Raw genomic sequence first — 19,359 nt, 5'->3', positions numbered from 1 at the left:
ATCATGTGGATGACCCGCGTTTCAATCCAGAACCCGGTCTTCGCGACCATGGTGATGGTGGCCCTGTGCGTGCTCGGCCTGTTCGCCTACAGCAAGCTGGGCGTCGAACAGATGCCCGACATCAACTTCCCCGGGGCCGGCATCGACATTCGCTACCCCGGCGCCTCGCCCGAGGCGGTGGAGCGTGAAGTGGCCAAGCCGCTGGAGGAGGCGCTGAACTCCGTGGCCGGTGTCGAGCGCATCCAGTCGCGCAGTTTCGAAGGGCGTGTGCAGGCGAGCGTGGAGTTCGGCCTGAACACCGACATGAGCCGCGCCATGCAGGACCTGCGTGACCGCGTGGCCGCCGCGCAGGCCGCGTTTCCGAAGGACGTGAAGCCGCCGGTGGTGTCGCGCTTCCAGAACGACAACGCGCAGCCGGTGGTCGTGATGGCACTGCTGAGCCAGACCCGCGGCGCGCGCGAGCTGTCGATGATGGCCGACCTGATCGTCTCCAAGCGCCTGGGCCGCGTCGAAGGCGTGGCCAAGGTCGACGTGGGCGGGCTGGTGAGCCGCGAGGTGCGCATCGACCTCGACCCGATGCGCTTGCGCGCCTATGGCGTCACGCCGGCCGAGATCGCCAAGGCCCTGGCCGATGCCAACAGCGACCAGCCGGTCGGCCTGCTGTCTGACCAGCAGTCCGACGCCATCCTGCGCGTGGAAGGCCGCGTGAAGGACCCCAAGCAGTTCGGGCAGATGGTCGTGGCGCGCCGCGGCAACCTGGCGCTGACGCTCAATGACCTGGGCACCTTGGTGGAGCGGGAGCGTGAGATCGACAGCATCGCCCGCATCAACGGCCAGCCGGCGGTGAGCTTCAACATCTTCAAGCAGCAGGATGCCAACATCGTCGCCACTGGCGACGCCATCAAGGAAGCGATGGAGGAGCTGCGCAAGGTGCTGCCCAAGGACGTGGAACTGCGCCTGATCTACGCCAACTCCGACTTCGTGAAGGGCTCGCTCGACGGCCTCAAGCACACCCTCATCGAAGGCGCGTTGCTGACGGTCGCCATCGTGTTCCTGTTCTTGCACAGCTGGCGCTCGACCATCATCACGGGCCTCACGCTGCCCATCGCCGTCATCTCCAGCTTCATCGCGGTGCATGCTTTCGGCTTCACGCTGAACTTCATGACGATGATGGCGCTGTCGCTGTGCATCGGCCTGCTGATTGACGATGCCATCGTCGTGCGCGAGAACATCGTGCGCCACGTGGCCATGGGCAAGGACCATCACACCGCGGCGGCCGACGGCACCAACGAGATCGGCCTGGCCGTCATGGCGACCACCTTTGCCATTTGCGCGGTGTTCGTGCCGGTGGCCTTCATGGGCGGCATCATCGGCAAGTTCTTCTACCCCTTCGGCATCACCGTCGCGGTGGCGGTGCTGGTGAGCCTGTTCGTGAGCTTCACGTTGGACCCGATGCTGTCCTCGGTGTGGCATGACCCGGTGAACCCGCGCATCCGCCACTGGCCGGTCATCGGGCACGCCATCCGCGCGACCGACTGGAGCATGGACCGCCTGCACAACGGCTACGAGCGCCTGATCCGCTGGGCGTTCTCGGGCCGCCGTTACCGCGTGTTGGTGCCGCCCGTGCCGGTCTATGGCCGCCCCTTTGACGCCGAGGGCCAGCGCATCAAGACGGCCAAGCGCCGCCTGCGCCTGGCCACGCTGACGCCGCGCGGCCTCGTGATGTGGGGGGCCTTCGCCAGCTTCGTCGTCGCGTTGATGCTGGCACCGCTGGTGGGCAGCGAGTTCGTGCCTGAGACCGACAACGGCTTCACCCAGGTCAACCTGCGCATGCCGGTGGCCAGCAGCGTGGAGCGGGGCAGTGCCAAGGTCGCGCAGGTCGAGGCCATCCTGAAGGACTACCCTGAGATCAAGACGGTGTCGTCCGTGGTGGGCAGCACTGGCGAGGGCATGGCCACCGGCCGCAACCAGGCTTCGCTGAACATCTCGCTGGTGGACCGCAGCGAGCGCAAGCGCACGCAGAAGCAGATCGAAGACGCCATCCGCGCCGACATCGCCAAGATCCCCGGCGTGGAGGTCAGCGTGGGCTTCAATCGCCCGATCTGGGTGACCATCCTGGGCACCGACCCGGAGGTGCTGACCCAGGTAACGCGCGACTTCGCCGAAAAGCTGAAGAAGATCCCAGGCGCCGTCGACGTGGACACCACCGTGCGCCCCGGCCTGCCGGCCTTTGCCGTGCGGCTGAAGGATTCGGCCATCCGCGAGCTTGGCCTCACCGCGCCCCAAATCGCGTCCTCGCTGCGGGCCTATGTGAACGGCGAGGTCGCCACCTACTGGACCACGCCCGACGGCAACCAGGTGGAAGTGCTGCTGCGCCTGCCGCGTGAACAGCGCGAGCGCATCGAGCAGATGAGCAAGCTGCCCGTGGCGTTCTCCAAGGAGGGCGCGCCGATCACGCTCGACCAGGTGGCCACCGTCGAGCCGGTGTTCAACCCCGAGGTGATCCGCCGCGAGAACCTGCAGCGCCGCGAAGCGGTGTTTGCCGGCGTGCAGGGCCGCCCGGCGGGCGACGTGAACGCGGAGGTGCAAAAGCTCATCAAGAGCACGCAGTTGCCCGCCGGCATCAGCTTCAAGGTCGACGGCGCCGGCAAGCAGCAGGCCGAGGCCTTCAATGGCCTGCTGGCGGCCATGGGCCTGGCCGTGATCTTCATCTACATCGTGCTGGCCAGCCAGTTCGGCAGCTTCATCCAGCCGATCGCCATCATGGCCAGCCTGCCGCTGGCGCTGATCGGCGTGATGCTCGCGCTGCTGCTGTGGCGCTCCACGCTGAATGTGTTCTCGATGATTGGCCTGGTGATGCTGATGGGCCTGGTGACCAAGAACGCCATCCTGCTGGTGGACTTTGCCAACCATGCGCGCAAGGCCGGCGCCACGATTGCCGATGCGCTGCTTCAGGCCGGCCTCATTCGGATGCGCCCCATCATCATGACGACCGCCGCGATGGTCTTCGGCATGCTGCCGATGGCGATTGCGCTGAACGATGGCGGCGAGATCCAGGCGCCGATGGGCCGGGCCATCATCGGCGGCGTCATCACCTCGACCTTGCTCACCCTGGTGGTCGTGCCGGTGCTGTACAGCTACCTGAGCCGCGACAAGAAGAAGGCAGCCCGGCCGGCAGAGCAGGGCGGTGGCGGCCTGGCGCCCAGCCACGGCATGCCGGGCCTGATGCCGGCCGACAAGGACTGATCTCCCCGATCCCCTCGAGCGCGTTCGCGCTTGGGCCGGCCGTGCAAACGGTCGGCCCTTTTTCATTCCCGTCGACGCAGAAGGGCTTGCTGCACAAATGAGAATCACTCTTGTTAGCATTTGGGCAATACAACTTTGCGAGACAGCCTCTTCATGCACCGTCGTCAACTTCTCTGCATCTCCCTCACGCTGGCTGGCCTCTCGGGCGCTGCCGCGGCCAATGAGGCCGTGCTGAACATCTACTCGGCCCGCCATTACCAGACCGATGAGGCGCTCTACGCCAACTTCACCAAGCAGACGGGCATCAAGATCAACCGGCTCGACGGCAAGGAAGACGAACTGGTGGAGCGCATCCGCAACGAAGGCAAGGCCAGCCCGGCGGACCTGCTGATCACCGTTGACGCCGCCCGGCTGGAGGTGGCGGACAGCCTGGGCCTGTTCCAGCCGGTGAAGTCGGCCGTGCTGGAGGCGCGGGTGCCTGCCGGCCTGCGCACGCCGACCTGGTTTGCCTTCTCCACCCGCGCCCGCGTCATCGTGCACAACAAGGCCGACGTGAAGGCCGAATGGGTGCAGACCTACGAGGACCTCGCCGACCCGCGCCTGAAGGGCCAGGTCTGCATGCGCTCCGGCGCGCACCCCTACAACCTGTCGCTGGGCGCGGCGCTCATCGCCCACAACGGCGAGGCCAAGACCGAGGCCTGGGCCAAGGGCCTGGTGGCCAACTTCGCGCGTGCGCCCAAGGGCGGCGACACCGACCAGCTCCGCGCCGTCGCCGCCGGTGAATGCGGCGTGACCATCTCCAACACCTACTACCTCGCGCGCCTGCTGCGCTCGACCAAACCGGAAGACCAGCAGGTGGTGAAGGCGCTCGGCGTCGTCTGGCCCAACCAGAAGACCTGGGGCACGCATGTCAACGTGTCGGGCGCCGGCGTGCTCAAGCATGCGCCCAACCGGCAGGCTGCCGTCAAGTTCCTGGAGTACCTGGCCAGCGACGAGGCCCAGGCCTATTTCGCCAACGGCAACAACGAGTGGCCGGTGATCAAGTCGGCCGTGGCGGCCAACCCGGCACTCGACGCCCTGGGCAGCTTCAAGCCCGATGCGCTGCCCATCGGCGACCTGGCCAAGACCACGGCCAATGCGCAGAAGGTGTTCGACCGCGCCGGCTGGAAGTGATCAGCGCGCCGACTTGAGGATCTGGCGGCTCAACACCAGCAACGGCAGCAAGCCCGCCACGACGATGGCCAGTGCCGGGGCCGAGGCCTCGGCCAGCCTCTCGTCGGAGGCCAGGGTGTAGGCTTGGGTCGCCAGCGTGTCGAAGTTGAAGGGCCGCATCACCAGCGTGGCGGGTAGCTCCTTCATGACGTCGATGAAGACCAGCAGCGCCGCCGTCAGGGCGCTACCGCGCAGCAGCGGCAGGTGCACGCGGCGCAGGGTCTGCGTGGGCGTGTGGCCCAGCATGCGAGCGGCCTGTTCCATGCGCGGGGTGATGCGGGCCAGGCCCGAATCCACCGCCTGCAGTGCTGCGGTCAGGTAGCGCACCACGCAGGCGTACACGAGGGCGGCGATGCTGCCCGTCAGCAGCAGCCCCACCTGCCAGCCGAAGCTGTCGCGCAACACGGCCGCGAGGCCGTGGTCCAGCAGCGTGACCGGGATCAGCACGCCCACCGCGATCACCGAGCCCGGCAGCGCATAGCCCAGGCCCGCTACACGGTGCGCCCAGCGCATGGCCCCACCGGGGTGAAGCCGTGCGGCGTAGGCGATCAGCAGCGCCAGGCCTGTGGCCAGCAGGGCCGTGGAGCCGGCCACGAGCATGCTGTTGCCGGCCAGCGTGAAGAAGCGCGGGCTCAAAGGCGACTCGGCGTCGGTCACGGCCATGTGCAGCATGACGCCCGCAGGCAGCAGGAAGCCCGCCACCAGCGGCATCAGGCAGGCCAGGGTGGCCAGCAGGCCGCGCACCGCAGGCAGGCGAACTCGCGTCGAGCTGCTGCGTCGCAGCGAGCTGTCGTGGAACCTTGAGCCGCCGCGCGACACCCGCTCCAGCACCAGCACCACCACCACGAAGGCCAGCAGCACCATGGCCAACTGTGCCGCCGCGGTGCGGTCACCCAGCGAGAACCAGGCGCGGTAGATGCCCGTCGTGAAGGTCTGTACCGCAAAGTACGACACCGTGCCGTAGTCCGCCAGGGTCTCCATCAAGGCCAGGGCCACGCCACCCGCGATGGCCGGCCGTGCCAGCGGCAGGGAGAGGCGCCAGAACGCCTGCAGCGGCGACAAGCCCAGCACGCGCCCAGCTTCGATCATGCCGGCACCGCGCTCCAGGAAGGCCGTGCGCGCCAGCATGTAGACGTAGGGGTAGAGCACCAGCGAGAACATCACGATGGCGCCGCCCAGGGAGCGCACATCGGGGAACCAGTAGTCCGCCCGGCGCCAGCCGAAGGCCTCGCGCAGCCAGCTTTGCACCGGGCCGACGTACTGCAGCAGGTCGGTGTAGGCATAGGCCATCACATAAGCGGGCATGGCCAGGGGCAGCAGCAGCGCCCATTCAAACGTGGACCGGCCTGGAAAGTCGTGCCGGGTGACCAGCCAGGCGGCACCCACGCCGAGCGCCGTGACACCCAGGCCCACGCCCAGGCACAGCCACAGCGTGGTGCGGATGTAGTCGGGCAGCACGGTGTCGAGCAGATGTGCCCAGGTGTCGCCGGTGCCCGGTGTCAGCACCTTGAGCGCCACGGCCAGCAAGGGCGCCGTCATCAGCCCGGCCGCCAGCAGGGCCCAGGTGCGCAGGGGCGCGCCCCGGCGGGTCTGAAAGTTGGAGAGAAAGGGAAGGGCCCGCTGCATCGCGCGGAATTATCGTGACAATGCCGGCCCCGACATGACCACCTCCGCATCCCCCTCCATCGCTGTGCCCACGACCTGGCTCACGCTCGACCGCATCGCCGTCGCCTATGGCGCTCGCACCGTGGTGCAAGACCTGTCCCTGGCCTTGCCGCGGGGCCGCATCGGCTGTCTGCTGGGTCCTTCGGGTTGTGGCAAGACGACGGTGCTGCGGGCCGTTGCCGGCTTCGAGCCATTGCGAGCCGGCGAGATCCGGTTGGATGGCGACATCGTCAGCCAGCCAGGGCAGGGCGTGCCTCCCGAGCGCCGCCGCATCGGCATGGTCTTCCAGGATCACGCGCTCTTCCCGCACCTGACGGTGGCCCAGAACGTCGGCTTCGGGATTCGTGGCGTGGCCGATGCCTCCACGCGCATCCACCGCATGCTGGAGACGGTGGGCTTGGCCCATGCAGCCGCGCGCTACCCGCACGAGTTGTCGGGCGGCCAACAGCAGCGCGTGGCGCTGGCCCGCGCCCTGGCCCCGCAGCCGCGCTTGCTGCTGCTGGACGAGCCCTTCGCCAACCTCGACGTCGAGTTGCGGGAGCGCCTGGGTGCCGAGTTGCGTGGTCTGCTCGCTGACGCTGACATGACCGCGCTGCTGGTGACACACGACCAGCACGAGGCGTTTGCGATCGCCGACGAGATCGGTGTCATGCACGAGGGTCGCATTCAGCAATGGGACAGCGCCTACCAGCTCTACCACCGGCCGGCGAACCGCTTCGTGGCGGACTTTGTCGGGCAGGGCGCTTTCATCACCGGACATGTCAGCGCGCCGCATGAATTGCAGCTGGAGCTGGGGCAGGTGCACAGCGCCGAGCCGCTGGCCACGGGGCCGGTCGATGTGCTGCTGCGGCCAGACGACGTCGTGCACGATGACGCAAGCCCGATCACGGCTGAGGTCATCACCAAGGCCTTCCGAGGCGCCGAGTTCCTCTACACGCTGCGTCTGGCCAGCGGGGCCACAGTGCTGTCGCTCGTGCCCTCGCATCACAACCACGCCATTGGCGAGCGCATCGGTATCCGGCTGGAGCTGGACCACGTGGTCACGTTCGTGCGATAGCCCTTGCGCCTTTGCGGGGCTTGCCACGGCCGCACGAACCTGCGCACAATCCGCCCCGCTCCGGGGTGCTCGGGTCTGGCGAAAGCCGGGCCCAGACGCTGAGACAGTCTGTTGACTGAACCCGTGAACTTGAACCGGCTAGTACCGGCGTAAGGAGAGCGCATGCCAGGCAGGCATGCTGGCGCGGGCCTACCCGCGTCCGGCATCCACCGGCGGCCACGGAGCACTGTTGTCACTGCTCCAGGAGCCTGCCCCGTGAATGCCCCCGAAACGCATCTTTCCGATCTCCCAGCCCAGCCGCTCGACGAGCGCCTCTCGCTGACGCGCGCCCCCTTTGCCGCCTCGCGCAAGGCCTACATCGCCGGCAGCCGACCCGACCTGCGGGTGCCGGTGCGCGAGATCGCACTGAGCAACGGCGAGACCGTCGTCGTGCACGACACCTCCGGCCCCTATACCGACCCGTCGGTGAGCCTCGACGTGCGCCAGGGCCTGCCCGACGTGCGCAGCCGCTGGGTGGCCGACCGTGCCGACACCGAAGCCTATGCCGGGCGCCTGCGCCAGGCGGAGGACGACGGCGGGCGAGACGACAACGAGCGCATCGCCCGCTTGAGGACCGAGGCAGCCGCCCTGCAGCGCCAGCCGCGCCGCGCGGTCTCAGGGGCCAACGTCAGCCAGATGCACTACGCCCGACGCGGCATCATCACGCCCGAGATGGAGTTCGTCGCGCTGCGCGAGAACGGCCGTCGCGAATGGATGCGCGACTACATCGGTGACGCCGAGCGTGAGCAGCGCCTGCGCGGCGATTCGCTCGGGGCGAGCATCCCCGAGGTCATCACGCCCGAATTCGTGCGCCAGGAAGTGGCCCGCGGGCGCGCCGTCATCCCGGCCAATATCAACCACCCCGAGCTTGAGCCGACCATCATCGGCCGCAACTTCCGCGTCAAGGTCAACGCCAACATTGGCAACTCGGCCGTCACCTCCAGCATCGAGGAGGAGGTGGAGAAGCTGGTGTGGAGCATCCGCTGGGGGGCCGACACGGTGATGGACCTCTCCACCGGGCGCAACATCCACACCACCCGCGACTGGATCCTGCGCAACTCACCCGTGCCCATCGGCACCGTGCCCATCTACCAGGCGCTGGAGAAGGTCGGCGGCGTGGCCGAAGACCTGACCTGGGCCCTCTTCCGCGACACCCTCATCGAGCAAGCCGAGCAGGGGGTGGACTACTTCACCATCCACGCCGGCCTGCGTCTGCCCTTCATCCCGATGACAACCCGGCGGCGCACCGGCATCGTGTCGCGCGGCGGCTCCATCCTGGCCAAGTGGTGCATCACGCATCACCGCGAGAACTTCCTGTACACGCACTTCGAAGAGATCTGCGACATCATGAAGGCCTACGACGTGACCTTCTCGCTGGGCGACGGGCTGCGGCCCGGCAGTGCGGCCGATGCGAATGACGAGGCCCAGTTCGCCGAGTTGCGCACCCTGGGCGAGCTGACCCAGATTGCCTGGCGGCATGACGTGCAGACGCTCATCGAAGGCCCGGGCCATGTGCCCATGCACCTCATCGCGGCCAACATGGCCGAGCAGCTCAAGCACTGCCACGAGGCGCCGTTCTACACGCTCGGCCCGCTCACCATCGACATCGCACCCGGCTACGACCACATCGCCAGCGCCATCGGCGCAGCCATGATCGGCTGGATGGGCACCTCGATGCTCTGCTACGTCACGCCCAAGGAGCACCTCGGCCTGCCCGATCGCGAGGACGTGAAGCAGGGGCTGATGGCCTACAAGATCGCAGCCCATGCCGCCGACGTCGCCAAAGGCCACCCCGGCGCCCGCGCGCGGGACGACGCCATGAGCAAGGCGCGCTTCGAGTTCCGCTGGAACGACCAGTTCGCCCTCGGCCTGGACCCCGACACCGCGCGCGACTATCACGATGAGACCCTGCCGAAGGACGCGGCCAAGTCGGCTCACTTCTGCTCGATGTGCGGCCCGAAGTTCTGCTCGATGAAGATCACCCAGGACGTGCGCGAGTACGCCGAGCGCGGCATGGCGCAGAAGTCAGCCGAGTTCAAGGCGGCCGGCGGCGCGTTCTATGTGCCGATCCAGCCGCAGCCATGAAGGACATCGTCATCGCGGGCGCGGGCGTCATGGGCCGACTGCTGGCCTGGCAGCTGGCGCGCGACGGGCACCGGGTGCGGGTGATCGATCCGGCGGCTGATGCTGCGGACCCACGCGCAGCGGCCTTCACGGCGGCCGGCATGCTCAGCCCGCTCGCCGAGCGCGAGCAGGCCGGCGACGAGGTGGCGGCGCTCGGCTGGCGGTCCCTGCAGCTCTGGCCGGCGATTGCCGAAGCCCTGGGTCGGCCCGACCTGGTGAGAACGGAAGGCAGCCTGCTGCTGGCCCATGCGGCGGATCGCGGCGCGGCCGAACGGGTGCTGGCGCGGCTCGGTGAGGGACCCGAGCGCCTGAACCGCGAATGCCTGCAGATGCTGGAGCCGATGCTGGCGCCCCAGTTGCGGGCCTGGTGGCTGCCGGGCGAGGGGCAGGTCTTGCCGCGCGAGCTGCTCGTGGCGCTGGTCGCCCAGGCGCGAGACGTCGACTGGTGTTGGGGGCGAGCGGCCCGGCATGTGCAGCCGCATGCGGTCATGCTCGACGATGGCGAACGTCTGGACGCCGATCTCGTCATCGACACCCGCGGCCTCGGCGCACGCCCGGAGGTGCCCGCGCTGCGCGGGGTGCGTGGCGAGATCTTGTGGCTGCATGCACCCGGTGTGCAACTGCGACGACCGGTGCGGCTGCTGCATCCGCGTCACCGGGTCTACCTCGTGCCACGGCCCGGCGACCAGATCGTGGTGGGGGCCTCGGAGATCGAGACCGAGGACCGCTCGCCCGTGAGCCTACGCACGGCGGTCGAGCTGATGGCTGCTGCCCAGAGCGTGCTGCCAGCGCTGGCCGAGGCACGCATCCTGCACCTCGAAACCAACCTGCGCCCCGCCTTGCCTGATCACTTGCCGCTGCGGGTGCATGAGCCGGGTCTGCTGCGCATCAACGGGCTGTTCCGGCACGGCTGGCTGCTGGCGCCTGCTCTGGCGGAGGAAGCGCTGCGCCATGCCTGAGTTCTTCCTCAACCAGCAGCCACAACCCTGGCGCGAGGGGCTGAGCGTGTCGGCCCTGGTGGCAGAGCAAGGGCATGACCCTGCTGCGGTGGCCACCGCGTTGAACGGCCGGTTCCTGCCGCGCAGCGAGCGCGAGACGACGCGGCTCCAACCCGGAGATGTGCTGACCTTGATCCAACCGATTGCCGGCGGTTGAGCCGCCTGATCTCACGGGAGTGTTGACCCATGACCTGGACCCTTGACGGCCGCACGCTGACGAGCCGCTTCCTGCTCGGCTCCGCTGGCTATCCCTCGCCGGCCGTGTTGCAAGCCGCAGTCCAAGCCAGCGGCGCCCAGGTGGTGACGGTGGGGCTGCGGCGCACCCATGCGGCCGCGGGCGACAACGGCTTCGTGGCGGCGTTGCGCGAGACGCTCGCCGCCACGGGTGGGCATCTGCTGCCCAATACCGCGGGCTGTCGCACGGCCATGGAGGCCATCATCCTGGCGCACATGGCCCGCGAGCTGTTCGACACGCGCTGGATCAAGCTCGAGGTGGTGGGTGACGACTACACCCTGCAGCCCGACCCCTGGGAACTGGTGGCGGCCGCGGAGCAGCTCGTGAAGGACGGCTTCGAGGTCTTCCCCTACTGCACCGACGACCTCGTGACCTGCCGCCGCCTGCTGGATGCCGGCTGCCAGGTGCTCATGCCCTGGGGCGCGCCCATCGGCTCTGGCCAGGGGTTGCTCAACCCCTTCGCCTTGCGCACGCTGCGCGAGCGCCTGCCGGGCGTGCCTTTGATCGTGGACGCCGGCATCGGGGCGCCGTCGCACGCGGCGCAGGCGATGGAGCTCGGCCTTGACGGCGTGCTGCTGAACTCGGCCGTGGCCCAGGCCGGCGACCCGGTGCGCATGGCGGCGGCCTTCGGGCAGGCGATCGCCGCCGGGCGGCTGGGCTTTGAGGCCGGCGTGATGGCGCGGCAGGACATGGCTGTGGCCAGCACGCCGGTCGACGGCCGGCCCTTTCTCATCCCATGAGCGCCGAACCCGTCGTGTGGAGCATCGCCGGGCTGGACAGTGGCGGCGGTGCCGGCCTGTCTGCCGACCAGCGGGCCGCCGATGCGGCAGGCGTGCACCTCTGCCCCGTCGCAGCCGCGTTGACGGCGCAGAACAGTCGCGCGGTCGAGGCGGTGTTCCCGGTGCCGGTCGAGCAGTTGCAAGCCCAGTTGGACGCGCTGGCGACCGACCTGCCGCCCGCCGTCATCAAGACCGGCCTGCTGGGCAGCGCGGCACAGTTGGCCGTCGTCACGCGGGTGGTGGACCGCCTGCGCGAGCATCGCCCGGTGGCCTTGGTGGTGGACCCGGTGCTGCGCGCTTCGACCGGGGCCTCGCTGGCCGATGAAGCCCTGTTGCGGGCCTATCGCGACGAGCTGCTGCCGCGTGCGACCGTGGCCACGCCGAACCGTCGGGAGGCGCAGCGGCTCGTCGGGCCCGGGCCAGTGCCGCAACAAGCGCGTGCGCTGCAGGCGCTGGGTGTCGGCAGTGTCTGCATCACGGGTGGCGATGAGGGCGGCCCCTTGTCGCTGGACTGGCTTGCGACGCCGCAAGCCTCGGGCTGGCTCGCCCTGCCGCGGAGGCCGACAGGCCACAACCACGGCACGGGCTGCTGCTTTGCCACCGGGCTGGCGGGCGCGCTGGCGCGGGGCTTTGTGGCGACCGACGCGGCCATCGTCGCCAAGATGCTGACCACCGGTGGCCTGGACGCCGAGCGCGACTTCGCCGGAGGTGGCGCCGGGCCGGTTCGGCCCACGCTGGGGTTCATGCGGGATCGCACGCTGCTGCCGGCGCTGTTCGACGACGAGGCGCCGCCCGACGCGTGGCCGCCTGCGCCCCAGGCCCCACCACCCGTGACGGGTGTCTACGCCATCACCGACGACGGCCGCCATGCGGCCCAGCTGTTTGCAGCGGGCATCGCGACGGTTCAGTTGCGCCTGAAGCGTGAGGCCACCGAGCCCGAGGCGCATTGGCAAGCACGGTTGCGAGAACAGGTGCTGGCGGCGCAGCGGCCAGCCGGCGCCACGCTGGTGCTCAATGATCACTGGCGCGAGGCCCTGGCCTTGGCGGTCGATGTCGTGCACCTCGGCCAGGAGGACCTGCTGGCCTTGTCGCCCCAGGATCGCGCCGATCTGGCCCGGGCACGCCGCCGGGGCCTGCGCCTGGGTCTGAGTACCCACAGCCTGTGGGAGCTGGCCCGCGCCGTCGCGTGGGCGCCCGACTACGTGGCCTGCGGCCCGGTCTGGCCCACCCTCACCAAGGTCATGCCCTGGCGGCCACAAGGTCTGGCCAACCTGGGCTGGTGGTCGGCGATGGCGCCCGCGCCGGTGGTGGGCATCGGCGGCGTGCTGGCGCCTGACCAACTGGCCGAGGTGGCCGCCACGGGAGCGCAGGCCGGTTGTGTGGTGCGCGGCCTGGCACCTGGCTCGCCACACGGGGCTGACACCTGGCTCCGCGCCTGGCGCCGTGGCCACGCGCGCTCAGAGCCGACCTGCGCACCGGCCTGGCCCCGCCCCAGTCTCTGAAACCGCCGGCGCACTCAGCCAAGGCCCGCAAGGGCTTCGCAGCGCGACTTGAGGCGCTCGGCCAGCCGGCGCAACGCCGGTGTCAGCTGGTGCCGGCCCACCACCATCCAGTGCAAGGGCGCGGGCTCGCCCAGCCAGCCGGGCAGCACGGCCACCAAGCGGCCGGCAGCCAGGTCATCGGCCACGTCGAGCCGGCTCTTGTACGCCAGGCCAAACCCGGCCAGCGCCCAGGCGCGCACCTGCCCGCCGTCATCGGCCACGCGGCTGCCCTGCACCTCCACCGCCTGCGTGCTGCCATCGGGCGCGGTGAAGCGCCAGCGCCCATGCACGCTCTCCCCGAGCACGAAGCGCAGGCACTCGTGCCGCGCCAGATCGTCAGGCGCCTCGGGGTGGCCGTGCCGGGCGAGGTAGGCGGGGCTGGCGCACAGCACCCGTCGGTTGTGCGGCGCCAGAGGCAGGGCGATCAGTGACGAGTCGGGCGGCTCGCCATAGCGCACCGCGTGGTCGACCGGCTCCTTCAGAAGATCGGCCAGCCGGTCGGTCATGCGCAGCTCCAGTTGCAGGCCACTGGCGGTTTCCTCGGCGCAGGCGTCCTCCAGCCAGCGCCACAGGTGCTGGCGGCCCAGGTCGCTGGGCAGGCTGACCCGCAGGCGGCCGGTCAGCGGCGTGTCCAGCCCGGCCGCGCTTCGCAGTGCCGCCTGACCGGCCAGCCAGGCGTCCACCAGCTGGCGGGCATGCGGCAGCCACTGCTCGCCGGCTTCGGTCAGGCGCAGGCGGCGCGTCGAGCGCTCGAACAGGCGCACGCCCAGCTCCTGCTCCAGCCGCGCGATGGTGGCGCTGGCCTGCACCGGCCCGATGTCCAGGCGGCGGGCGGCCGCCGAGAAACTGCCGGCATCGGCCGTTGCCAGAAAAAGTTGAAGCGGGGAGAGACGATCTATTTTCATGTTGATGATGAAAGTGATTCGCCAATCCTAGGCTTTATGTGGTGAATCAATCGGCGCAGCATGACGGCTTCGCTGATTTCACCTGCCAATACCGCCATGAAAGCCGTCGGCTACCACCAGTCCCTGCCCATCACCCACCCCGAGTCGCTGGTCGACCTGGAGCTGCCCGCGCCGGTGCCCGGCCCACGCGACCTGCTGGTGCGCGTGGCGGCGGTGTCCGTCAACCCGGTCGACACCAAGGTCCGCCGCAGCCGCACGCCTCAGCCCGGCCAGCCCGAGGTGCTGGGCTGGGACGCCGTGGGCCGCGTCGAGGCGCTGGGCGCCGAGGTGCAGGGCTTCGCCGTGGGTGACCGCGTCTACTACGCCGGCGCCATCAACCGTCCGGGCTCGAATGCGGAGCTGCATCTGGTGGACTACCGCATCGCCGCCCGCGCCCCGAAGAGCCTCGGTGACGCGGACGCCGCGGGCCTGCCGCTGACGGCCATCACGGCCTGGGAGCTGCTGTTCGACCGCCTGGGCGTGCTTGAAGGCGGCGGCGCGGGGCAGACGCTGCTGGTGGTCGGCGCCGCGGGCGGCGTCGGCTCGATGCTGGTGCAGCTGGCGCGCCAGCTGACGCAGTTGCGCGTGGTGGGCACGGCCAGCCGCCCCGAGACCCAGGCCTGGGTGCGGCAGCTCGGGGCGCATGCGGTCGTCGACCACACCCAGCCCCTGCGTGCCCAGCTCACCGCGGCGGGCATTGCCGAAGTCGAGCTGATCGCCAGCCTCACGCACACCGACCAGCACTGGGCCGCCCTTGTGGATGTGGCAGCACCGCAGGGCCGCATCGGCCTGATCGACGACCCCGCCACGCCGCTGGACGTGATGGCACTCAAGCGCAAGGCGTTGTCGCTGCACTGGGAGTTGATGTTCACGCGCTCGCTCTTCGGCACCGCCGACATGGCCGAGCAGGGCCGGCTGCTGGCCCGCGTGGCGGCGTTGGTGGACGAGGGGCGCCTGCGCAGCACCGTCAGCGAACACCTGAGCCCGATCAACGCCGCCCAATTGCGCCAGGCGCACGCCCTACTGGAGAGTGGCCGCATGCGCGGCAAGCTGGTGCTGAGCGGGTTCTGAGCGACGTCAGTCCGGCAGCCATTGCAAGGCAGTGGCCGGCAGACGCAGCGCCATCGGGCAGCCCGGCTCGGGCAGCCGTGCGTCGGGCGGGAGGTTCAGCGTCAGGGCCTGGCCGTCGGTCAGCGTCAGCTCGACCGCCACGCCGAGCCGCCCGGGATGCAGGCTGGCCACGGTGGCGCTGAGTTGCCAGTCCTCACGGGCGGCTTGCCCGTCATCCACCTGCAGCGCGGCCAGCGGAGCGATCCAACCACCCCGGTCACGCCGCCACGCTCCAGGCGCGCTGCGGGCTTCCAGACGGTTGAAGGCGCCCAGGAACTCCGCCACCCGCCAGCTGGCGGGCCGCTGCCACAGCTCGGCTGGCGGGCAACATTGTGCGATGCGACCGTCGAACATGACCGCCACCTGATCGGCCAGCTCAAAGGCTTCATCCCGGTCATGCGTGACCAGCACGCAGCTTTGGTCCAGGCCGCGCTGCAGCCGCCGGAAGGCGCGCCGCAGCGGGACGCGGAAGGATTCATCCAGCGCTGAAAAGGGCTCGTCCAGCAGCAGCAGCGCCGGCTCAGGCGCCAGTGCCCGAGCCAGGGCCACGCGCTGCCGCTGGCCACCTGACAGCTCGCCCGGGCGCCGGGCCGCCAATTCGCCCAGACCGACCAGGTCAAGCAGCTCCCGCACCCGGGCTTGCTGTGCGGGCGCCGCATCGCCCCGCGCCTGCAGGCCAAAGGCGATGTTCTCGCCCACGCTGAGGTTGGGAAAGAGCGCGTAGTGCTGGAACACGACGCCGATGCCGCGCTGCGCCGTGGGCAGCCGCGTGACGTCGCGGCCCGCCACGTCGATGCGACCGCTGTCCAGCGGCTGCAAGCCGGCAATCGCCCGCAACAGCGTCGTCTTGCCGCAGCCGGAGGCGCCGAGCAGTGCCAGCACCTGACCCGGCCCCAGCTCGACATCGATGCCCTGCAGGATGGGCCGCCCGCCCAGGTCGAGCCGGGCCTGGTGGACATTCAGCGCGTGGGAATTCGCCATGTGGAGATGAGGTGCACGAGCAGGCCCAGCCCGGTGGTGATCACCAGGCTCACGAGGACGAGGGCCGCCGCCAGATGGCCGTTGGCGCCCCGCAGGCCGTTGATGAAAGGCTGCAGCAGCTCCAGCGAGCCCGCGAGCAGCAGGTTGGCGATGACGAACTCCATCGCCGCCGTGGTCCAGGCCAGCAGGCCGGCCGCGACGAAGGCGGGCAGCAGCATGGGCAGCAGCACGCGCCGCAGCAGCAGGCTGTCAGGGGCGCCGAGGGTGCGGCTGGCATCGATCAGCGGGCGGGCGTCCAGCTGCCGCAGGGCGGCCGACAGCGTCTGGTGCACCAGTGGGAAGAGCAGGGCAGCCAGCAGGCCGATGTAGACGGTCGGCAGGTCCAGCACATCGCCCCAGCGGCCGACGAAGACGTCCAGCGCCCCGATGGCCACCACCACCGGCGGCAGCGCGTAGGGCAGCAGGGCCAGGGCATCGAGCAGCTTTTGCAGTCGGCGCGGGCCGAGATGGCCGGCCAGGCTGGCCGCGCCCCCCAGCAGCACCGCGAGCCCGGCGGCGGCGCCTGACACCCAGACCGAATTCCATGCCGCGCTGCGCACCCGCGCATCGCCCGCCACGTCGGCGAGCCAGGCGAGCGTCGGGCCCTCCGGCAGCAGGTGGCGGTCCCAGCGCTCGCTGAAGGCATAAGCCAGCACCGCCAGCGGCGGCAAGAGCACCAGCAGTGCTGCCGCCCAGAAGGCGAGGGCTGGCAGACGCCAAGGGCGGTTGGGGGACCTCATGCGCCGACTCGCCAGCGTGACGCCAGCCACCGTCCGCCGAGGATGACCGCCAGCAGCAGGGCCGTCATGACCAGCGACAGCGCGGTAGCCAGTTCGGGCTGCGAAAAGATGTCGCCACTGACTGAGGCGGCAATGCGCACCGCCAGCACCGGGCTGGCGGTGCCGGCCAGGGCAAAAGGCGTGGCGTAGGCGGCGGCTGCATTGGCAAACAGCAGGCTGCCGGCCTCGACCAGGCTGGGCGCCAGCATCGGCAGCCCGACACGGCGCCAGAAGCGGGCCGGCGAGGCACCCAGCGTGGCTGCGGCTTCGGCAAGTGCCGGATCCAGCAGGCGCACGGGCGTCATCAACAGCACCACGGCCAGCGGTACCTGAAAGGCGGTGAAGGCCAGCAGCAGGCCGGCATCGCTGGTGAGGTCCCAGTCCTGCAGGAAGCCGGCGCCGCGGGCCAGTTGCGTCAGCACACCCTGGCTGCCCAGCAACAGCGTCAAGGCCAGCGCGAGCGGGACGCCGGCAAAGTTGGCACCCATGCCCGCCAGCACGGCGGTCAGACGCGACCAGCGCGGATGCGCCACCAGGTGCAGGGCCACACCCAGGCCCAGGAGCAGCCCGATCAGTGTGGACGCCGCCGACAGCGCCACCGTGCGCAGCAGCGCGTCGAGGTAGAACCGATCAGCCCAGAGGTCCTGCAGGCCACAGCCCGCGCCACCCAGGCAATGGCGCAACAAGTCCAGGCTGCGCCAGCCAAACGGCAGCAGCAGGCCGGCCGCCAGCAGGGCCAGCATGGGCGTGGCCATCAGCCAGGCGCGGCGGGGTGTCAGGGACATGCGAGTCGCCGCGCCACGAATTGACGGATGCCCAGCTGCGTCTCGGGCCAGTGAGCAGGCACTGGGCATCCTGCCTCGCCGGCCTGATGCGGCAGCCAGATCAGCGGCACCTCGCGCTCCACGGCCAGCGGGCCGCCGTGCCAGTGGTCGGCATGCATGCCATGGTCGCTGGTCAGGAGCAGGTCGTAGCCCGCGGCATGCCAGCGTGGCAGCGCCTGCGCCAGGAGCTGGTCCAGCCGGCGGGCGGCGAAGGTGTAGCCGGTCGACTCGCCCCCGTGGCGATGACCCGCGAGGTCCATGCCCATGGGGTGCACCAGCAGGAAGTCCGGCGCGTGAGCCCGGCGCAGGGCTTCCGCGTCGGCGAGCAGATGAGAGTCGGGGTAGTCGTCTTCCCAATACCAGCGAGCGGCCTGCACGCCGAGCGAGGGCAGGGCGGCTTCGCGGTGACGCAAGGGGTCGAACACTTCGCCGGCCAGCAGTTCGTAGACCCAGTGGTAGGCCGCGATGGCGGAGCTGCGGCCGGCCGCGGCGAGGTCATCGAACAAGGTGTCGCCGCAGCGCTGCCCGGCCTGGCCGTTGCCCAGGATGCCGTGGTCGAGCGGTGGGCGGCCGTTGAGCACGGTGGCATACAACGGGCGGGACAGGCTCGGCAGTTCGCAGCGGAGCATGCGCCAGTGAGCGCGCCCCGCCTCGTCCAGCGCCTGCACATAGCCGAGGTAGTCGCGCGCCGTGTCGGCCCGCAGGCCATCCACGAGCAGCAGCACGAGCTTGCGTGTCATCCCAGCACCTCCCGCTGCCAGGCGCGCGGCAGCTTCTTGACTTCTTCGGTCCAGAGTTGCGGCTTGAGGGCCCGGGCCGCCTGGTACTGGGCGCTGGGCAGCAGCTTGCGCTTGACCTCCTCCGGCAGGTTCAGGCGCTCGACGCGGATGGGGCGGGCATTGCCGCGGGCGAGGTTGATCTGGCCGGCGTCGCTGAAGATGTATTCGCGCGCCAGGTTGCCGGCATTGGGCCGGCGCGAGTGCACATTGAGCAGCGTGGTGTAGCCGCTGGTGATGGAGCCGTCGCTGGGGATGAGCACCTCGTAGTCCGCGGCATTGGGCAGCTTGTCGCGGTAGCCCAGCGCATTGAAGTCCCACAGCAGGAAGACCTCGGCCTCGCCTCGCTCCATCAGCGCGGGCGAGGGGTCGGTCGTCAGCAGCTTGCGCGCCTTGGCCAGGCGCGAGAAGGCCTGCAGGGCGGGCTGGAGCTGCGTCTCGCCGCCGCCGAGGGCATGGGCTGCCGCGAGCACGGCGGCGTTGGCCTGAGCCGCGCGACCCACCGCGCCGATCATGGTGCGCGGCTGCGCGGCGAAGAGCGCCTTCCAGCTGCGGGGGACGTCTTTCAACAGCCGCTTGTTGACCGCAAAGGCGATGGTGCCGGTGTAGGCCAGCGCCCAGTGGCCGTCGGCGTCCTTGGCCCAGTCGGGCACCTCGGCCCAGGTGCTGGGCTTGTAGGCCCGGGTCAGGCCGCGGGCCTTGGCGATGGCGCCGAACTCGAAGCCCACGTCACCGATGTCGACGCTGGCATTCGCACGCTCAGCTTCCATCTTGGCGATCTGCTCGGCGCTGCTCATGTCGGTGTCGACATGGGCCAGGCCGTACAGGCGCTGCAGGTCGGCCCAGGTGGCGCGCCAGTTGGCCCAGTCGTCCGGCATGCCGACGCTGGCGATGCGGCCTTCGGCACGGGCTGCTTCGATGAGGCCCGCCGGCTGGGCCCGGGCGAGGGGCGACAGGGCACCCAGGGCCAGCAGCAGACGGCGACGTGGCAGGCAGAGGTTCATGCAGGT

16 protein-coding genes and 1 riboswitch are annotated in these 19,359 nt (G+C 70.1%); of the genes, 9 read left to right on the top strand and 7 right to left on the bottom strand.

Annotated features, from left to right (window positions below):
- The first annotated feature begins 3 nt into the window (after positions 1 to 3).
- Positions 4 to 3,246, top strand: a complete 3,243-nt coding sequence (locus tag CDO81_RS00620; protein ID WP_088481240.1) for an efflux RND transporter permease subunit — start codon at positions 4 to 6, stop codon at positions 3,244 to 3,246.
- A 153-nt stretch (positions 3,247 to 3,399) separates the two neighbouring features.
- Entirely contained in the window at positions 3,400 to 4,419 is a 1,020-nt protein-coding gene (locus CDO81_RS00615; protein ID WP_088482377.1) for a Fe(3+) ABC transporter substrate-binding protein, read from the top strand.
- On the opposite strand, the gene CDO81_RS00610 is transcribed toward CDO81_RS00615, so the two are convergent.
- Positions 4,420 to 6,084 (bottom strand): ABC transporter permease, encoded by a 1,665-nt coding sequence (locus CDO81_RS00610; protein WP_088481239.1) that lies wholly within the window; start codon positions 6,082 to 6,084, stop codon positions 4,420 to 4,422. It lies immediately after the preceding gene.
- A 34-nt stretch (positions 6,085 to 6,118) separates the two neighbouring features.
- Between CDO81_RS00610 and CDO81_RS00605 the strand changes: the two genes are divergently transcribed.
- The 6 genes from CDO81_RS00605 (at position 6,119) to CDO81_RS00580 (ending at position 12,857) form a co-directional block, all read left to right on the top strand.
- The gene (locus CDO81_RS00605) at positions 6,119 to 7,180 is read left to right on the top strand and encodes an ABC transporter ATP-binding protein (protein WP_088481238.1); all 1,062 of its coding nucleotides are present in this window, start codon (positions 6,119 to 6,121) and stop codon (positions 7,178 to 7,180) included.
- A 51-nt stretch (positions 7,181 to 7,231) separates the two neighbouring features.
- A riboswitch (TPP riboswitch) is annotated at positions 7,232 to 7,353 on the top strand.
- 82 nt (positions 7,354 to 7,435) lie between these two features.
- Positions 7,436 to 9,304: a phosphomethylpyrimidine synthase ThiC gene (gene thiC, locus CDO81_RS00600; protein ID WP_277595998.1), complete on the top strand. Its 1,869-nt coding sequence runs from the start codon at positions 7,436 to 7,438 to the stop codon at positions 9,302 to 9,304.
- A complete protein-coding gene (locus CDO81_RS00595; protein WP_088481236.1) occupies positions 9,301 to 10,302 on the top strand; it encodes an FAD-dependent oxidoreductase in 1,002 nt (333 codons plus the stop codon). Before thiC ends, CDO81_RS00595 begins: the two co-directional genes overlap by 4 nt.
- Entirely contained in the window at positions 10,295 to 10,498 is a 204-nt protein-coding gene (gene thiS / locus CDO81_RS00590; RefSeq protein ID WP_144397101.1) for a sulfur carrier protein ThiS, read from the top strand. The genes CDO81_RS00595 and thiS overlap by 8 nt, the downstream gene beginning before the upstream one ends.
- 29 nt (positions 10,499 to 10,527) lie before the next feature.
- Entirely contained in the window at positions 10,528 to 11,316 is a 789-nt protein-coding gene (locus tag CDO81_RS00585) for a thiazole synthase (protein ID WP_088481234.1), read from the top strand.
- A complete protein-coding gene (locus CDO81_RS00580; RefSeq protein WP_088481233.1) occupies positions 11,313 to 12,857 on the top strand; it encodes a bifunctional hydroxymethylpyrimidine kinase/phosphomethylpyrimidine kinase in 1,545 nt (514 codons plus the stop codon). The genes CDO81_RS00585 and CDO81_RS00580 overlap by 4 nt, the downstream gene beginning before the upstream one ends.
- A 14-nt stretch (positions 12,858 to 12,871) precedes the next feature.
- Here the strand turns inward: CDO81_RS00580 and CDO81_RS00575 are convergent, their stop codons facing one another.
- Entirely contained in the window at positions 12,872 to 13,795 is a 924-nt protein-coding gene (locus CDO81_RS00575; RefSeq protein WP_168928255.1) for a LysR family transcriptional regulator, read from the bottom strand.
- 102 nt (positions 13,796 to 13,897) lie between these two features.
- Between CDO81_RS00575 and CDO81_RS00570 the strand changes: the two genes are divergently transcribed.
- A complete protein-coding gene (locus CDO81_RS00570; RefSeq protein ID WP_088482376.1) occupies positions 13,898 to 14,911 on the top strand; it encodes a zinc-binding alcohol dehydrogenase family protein in 1,014 nt (337 codons plus the stop codon).
- Between the two features lie 6 nt (positions 14,912 to 14,917).
- Here the strand turns inward: CDO81_RS00570 and CDO81_RS00565 are convergent, their stop codons facing one another.
- Genes CDO81_RS00565 through CDO81_RS00545 form a run of 5 tightly spaced genes read right to left on the bottom strand, consistent with a single transcriptional unit; the run spans position 14,918 to position 19,353 of the window.
- On the bottom strand, positions 14,918 to 15,931 hold the full coding sequence (locus tag CDO81_RS00565; protein ID WP_088481231.1) for an ABC transporter ATP-binding protein: 1,014 nt from the start codon (positions 15,929 to 15,931) through the stop codon (positions 14,918 to 14,920).
- Entirely contained in the window at positions 15,910 to 16,710 is an 801-nt protein-coding gene (locus tag CDO81_RS00560; RefSeq protein ID WP_088481230.1) for an ABC transporter permease, read from the bottom strand. Before CDO81_RS00560 ends, CDO81_RS00565 begins: the two co-directional genes overlap by 22 nt.
- Positions 16,707 to 17,534: an ABC transporter permease gene (locus tag CDO81_RS00555; protein ID WP_088481229.1), complete on the bottom strand. Its 828-nt coding sequence runs from the start codon at positions 17,532 to 17,534 to the stop codon at positions 16,707 to 16,709. Before CDO81_RS00555 ends, CDO81_RS00560 begins: the two co-directional genes overlap by 4 nt.
- Complete coding sequence (locus tag CDO81_RS00550; protein WP_088481228.1) at positions 17,525 to 18,313, bottom strand: alkaline phosphatase family protein; 789 nt, start codon at positions 18,311 to 18,313, stop codon at positions 17,525 to 17,527. The genes CDO81_RS00555 and CDO81_RS00550 overlap by 10 nt, the downstream gene beginning before the upstream one ends.
- The gene (locus tag CDO81_RS00545; RefSeq protein WP_088481227.1) at positions 18,310 to 19,353 is read right to left on the bottom strand and encodes an ABC transporter substrate-binding protein; all 1,044 of its coding nucleotides are present in this window, start codon (positions 19,351 to 19,353) and stop codon (positions 18,310 to 18,312) included. Before CDO81_RS00545 ends, CDO81_RS00550 begins: the two co-directional genes overlap by 4 nt.
- Positions 19,354 to 19,359 lie beyond the last annotated feature (6 nt).

The sequence above is a fragment of the Roseateles puraquae genome (assembly GCF_002205845.1).
In the GTDB taxonomy this organism is placed as follows: Bacteria; Pseudomonadota; Gammaproteobacteria; order Burkholderiales; family Burkholderiaceae_C; genus Pelomonas; species Pelomonas puraquae.
The sequence above is the reverse complement of the archived record's forward strand: the minus strand, read 5'-3'. Positions and strand labels throughout refer to the sequence as shown.

Coding starts and splice junctions, on each gene's coding strand:
- CDO81_RS00620 (WP_088481240.1), top strand. CDS start 4: ATGTGGATGACCCGCGTTTCAATCCAGAACCCGGTCTTCGCGACCATG.
- CDO81_RS00615 (WP_088482377.1), top strand. CDS start 3,400: ATGCACCGTCGTCAACTTCTCTGCATCTCCCTCACGCTGGCTGGCCTC.
- CDO81_RS00610 (WP_088481239.1), bottom strand. CDS start 6,084: ATGCAGCGGGCCCTTCCCTTTCTCTCCAACTTTCAGACCCGCCGGGGC.
- CDO81_RS00605 (WP_088481238.1), top strand. CDS start 6,119: ATGACCACCTCCGCATCCCCCTCCATCGCTGTGCCCACGACCTGGCTC.
- CDO81_RS00595 (WP_088481236.1), top strand. CDS start 9,301: ATGAAGGACATCGTCATCGCGGGCGCGGGCGTCATGGGCCGACTGCTG.
- thiS (WP_144397101.1), top strand. CDS start 10,295: ATGCCTGAGTTCTTCCTCAACCAGCAGCCACAACCCTGGCGCGAGGGG.
- CDO81_RS00585 (WP_088481234.1), top strand. CDS start 10,528: ATGACCTGGACCCTTGACGGCCGCACGCTGACGAGCCGCTTCCTGCTC.
- CDO81_RS00580 (WP_088481233.1), top strand. CDS start 11,313: ATGAGCGCCGAACCCGTCGTGTGGAGCATCGCCGGGCTGGACAGTGGC.
- CDO81_RS00570 (WP_088482376.1), top strand. CDS start 13,898: ATGAAAGCCGTCGGCTACCACCAGTCCCTGCCCATCACCCACCCCGAG.
- CDO81_RS00565 (WP_088481231.1), bottom strand. CDS start 15,931: ATGGCGAATTCCCACGCGCTGAATGTCCACCAGGCCCGGCTCGACCTG.
- CDO81_RS00560 (WP_088481230.1), bottom strand. CDS start 16,710: ATGAGGTCCCCCAACCGCCCTTGGCGTCTGCCAGCCCTCGCCTTCTGG.
- CDO81_RS00555 (WP_088481229.1), bottom strand. CDS start 17,534: ATGTCCCTGACACCCCGCCGCGCCTGGCTGATGGCCACGCCCATGCTG.
- CDO81_RS00550 (WP_088481228.1), bottom strand. CDS start 18,313: ATGACACGCAAGCTCGTGCTGCTGCTCGTGGATGGCCTGCGGGCCGAC.
- CDO81_RS00545 (WP_088481227.1), bottom strand. CDS start 19,353: ATGAACCTCTGCCTGCCACGTCGCCGTCTGCTGCTGGCCCTGGGTGCC.